Source organism: Streptomyces sp. 8L (assembly GCF_020176795.1).
Lineage (GTDB): Bacteria > Actinomycetota > Actinomycetes > Streptomycetales > Streptomycetaceae > Streptomyces.
Window position 1 is genome coordinate 1 of sequence record NZ_JAIUKE010000765.1, and the last position, 2,990, is coordinate 2,990.

General features: G+C 74.6%; 2 protein-coding genes and 1 pseudogene. All 3 read left to right on the forward strand.

What is annotated here, in order from left to right:
* Positions 1 to 1,064: PP2C family protein-serine/threonine phosphatase (locus tag LCE31_RS38455; RefSeq protein ID WP_225022836.1), on the forward strand; the 1,064-nt coding region annotated here is incomplete at its 5' end.
* A 337-nt stretch (positions 1,065 to 1,401) separates the two neighbouring features.
* Complete coding sequence (locus LCE31_RS38460) at positions 1,402 to 2,724, forward strand: vWA domain-containing protein (RefSeq protein WP_225022838.1); 1,323 nt, start codon at positions 1,402 to 1,404, stop codon at positions 2,722 to 2,724.
* 129 nt (positions 2,725 to 2,853) lie between these two features.
* A pseudogene (locus tag LCE31_RS38465) lies at positions 2,854 to 2,990 on the forward strand (FHA domain-containing protein); the annotation flags it as partial.

Genomic DNA, 2,990 nt, shown 5'->3' on the forward strand with positions numbered 1-2,990 from the left:
CGGAGCCGATGCTCCGCGCCGGCGAGCCCGACGGGCCGGCCGCCGGGGGGCGGGTCTCCGCCGCCGCCGTCGACCTGCGCGTCACCGACCTCGCCGACGCGGCAGCCCCCGCCGACCCCCCGTCGAACGCCGAGACGCTGTGCGTGGCGTGCCGGGCCGGCCGGGTCGACGCCGACGGGTACTGCGAGAACTGCGGGCACGCCCAGCCCCGCGAGCGCGACCACCTCGAACGGGACCTCGGCGCGGGCGCGGCCGTCAGCGACCGGGGCCTGCGCCACCACCGCAACGAGGACGCCTTCGCCGTGTCGACGGCCGCGACGGGCGACGGCACCCCCGCCGTGATCGCCGTGGTGTGCGACGGCGTGTCGTCCGCGTCCCGGCCCGACGAGGCGTCGGCCGCGGCGTCGGCCGCGGCGGGCGCCTCACTGCGCGCGGCGCTCCCGGCCGGGACCCACCCGCAGCAGGCCATGCACGAGGCGATCGTGACCGCGGCCGAGGCGGTCAACGCACTGGTGGACACGGCGGGCAGCGCAGGGGAGCGGGAGTCGCAGCGCCGGCAGAACGCGCCGGCCTGCACGTTCGTCGGCGCCGTCGTCACGGGCGGCCTGCTCGTCGTGGGCTGGATCGGCGACAGCCGCGCGTACTGGGTACCCGACGACCGCGCGACGCCGTCCGTACGCCTGACCGAGGACGACTCGTGGGCCGCGCAGATGGTCGCCGCCGGGCTGATGAACGAGGCGGAGGCGTACGCGGACGAGCGGGCGCACGCGATCACGGGCTGGCTCGGCGCCGACGCGTACGAACTTCAGCCGCACACCGCCTCGTTCAAGCCGGACCGGCCCGGCGTCCTCCTCATCTGCACGGACGGGCTGTGGAACTACGCGGAAGGCGCGGACGAGATGGCCGAGGCCGTGCCCCGGGACGCGTCGGCCCGGCCGCTGCACGCGGCGCAGGTCCTCGTGGGACTCGCGCTCGACGGCGGGGGCCACGACAACGTAACAGTGGCCGTCCTGCCGTTCGCCCCCTCGGCCGCCGGGGCAGGATTGGCGTACACCGCACCCTGACCGCCCCTTCGACCGCTGTGCCCTGCCCGCCTTCCGGTTCCGCTCCGACACCCGTTCAGCCCTCCGATTCCGCCCCGACGACGCCCGATCAGCTTTCCGATTCCTGACCCTCCGGTGTCCGCCGCCGCACATCAGGGCCGATGACAGGCCCGGCCACCGGACCGGCCCCGTACCACCGCACCGCCGCCTCACCGCACCGCCACCGCGCGAAGTCCCCGCGAGCGGTGGTGCCCCGGCCACGCGCCACGATCCGCGCGCCTCCCCCACCGCGCCCCTTCCGTCCGAATCGTTTCGAACCGTTTCCGCCCCATCCGGTGGAGTGTCGAGGAGCCGACCCATGGCGAACTTCTCCAAGTCGAACGTGCCGCAGTTCAGAGTCGACGTGTACCAGAACGAGTACCTGGCCGAAGGCGCCCGCGAGGTCAACGCGATCGTGACGGTGACGTCCACCGGCGGCGGCACCGGCGGCGGCCTCGCGGACCGCGGCTCCGGCGCGGCCGTGGTGATCATGGTGGACTGCTCGGGCTCCATGGACTACCCGCCGGCCAAGATGACCAACGCGCGCGAGGCGACTGCCGCCGCCGTCGACACGCTGCGCGACGGCGTCCGCTTCGCGGTCGTCGCGGGCAACCACGCCGCCAGGGAGATCTACCCGGCCGACGGAGGGCTGGCCGTCGCAGGCCCGGAGACCCGCTCGCGCGCCAAGCACGCGCTGCGCGGCCTCGGCGCGGGCGGCGGCACCGCCGTCGGCACCTGGCTGCGGCTCGCGGACCGGCTCCTCGCGACGGCGGACGTGCCGATCCGGCACGGCGTCCTGCTCACCGACGGCCGCAACGAGCACGAGTCGCCCGAGGAGCTGCGGGCCGCGCTCGACGCCTGCGCCGGGCGCTTCACCTGCGACGCCCGGGGCGTCGGCACGGACTGGGAGGTGAGGGAGGTCACGGGTATCGCCTCCGCGCTGCTCGGCACGGCCGACATCGTGGCCGATCCGGGCGGCCTGGCCGGTGACTTCACGCGGATGATGGAGACCGCGATGGGCAAGGAGGTCGCGGACGTGACGCTGCGGCTGTGGACGCCGGCCGGGGCCGAGATCCGCTTCGTCAAGCAGGTGGCGCCGACGGTGGAGGCGCTGACCGACCGGCGTACGCCGGCGGGTCCGCGCTCCGGCGACTACCCGACCGGGTCGTGGGGTGACGAATCTCGCGATTACCACGTCTGTGTAGAGGTTCCCGAGGCCGCGGTCGGCCGGGAGATGCTGGCCGCCCGTGTCTCGCTCGTCCTTCCCGCGCCGGACGGCGGGCCGCCCGAGGTGCTCTCGCAGGGCCTGGTCAGGGCGGTGTGGACGGACGACATGGAAGCCTCGACGTCCATCAACGCGCAGGTCGCGCACTACACGGGGCAGGCCGAACTGGCGCAGGCCATCCAACAGGGCCTCGACGCGCGCAAATCGGGCGATCTCGACGGCGCGACGGCCAAACTGGGCCGGGCCGTGCAGCTGGCCGAGTCGTCCGGAAACGCCGATACGGCGAAATTGCTTTCGAAGGTGGTGGACGTGGTCGATGCCGCGGCGGGTACTGTGCGACTGAAGGCGAAGGTGGCGGAAGCGGACGAGATGACCCTCGAAACGCGCTCCACCAAGACCGTCAGGGTCAAGAAGTAGCCCGCGGGAAGCACCGCGGGACAGCTCGCGGGACGTGCCGCGAGCGCCGTGGCGACCACGGCGGCACACACCGTACGCACCACCGAGTGGCGGCCGCGAGGCCGGATCAGGAGAGGGGGAAGCGCAGCCATGCCGACCTGCCCCAACGGACACCAGTCGGGCTCCGACGACTGGTGCGAGGTCTGCGGCCATCGCATGGGCGGCGCCGCCCCCCCCCCCCCCCCCGCGCCGCCGGCGGCCGGCTACGGGTACCCGCCGCCCGGCCC

What these genes read in the sequence shown, in the direction of transcription:
- LCE31_RS38460 (WP_225022838.1), top strand. Translation starts at nt 1,402, where the DNA reads ATGGCGAACTTCTCCAAGTCGAACGTGCCGCAGTTCAGAGTCGACGTG.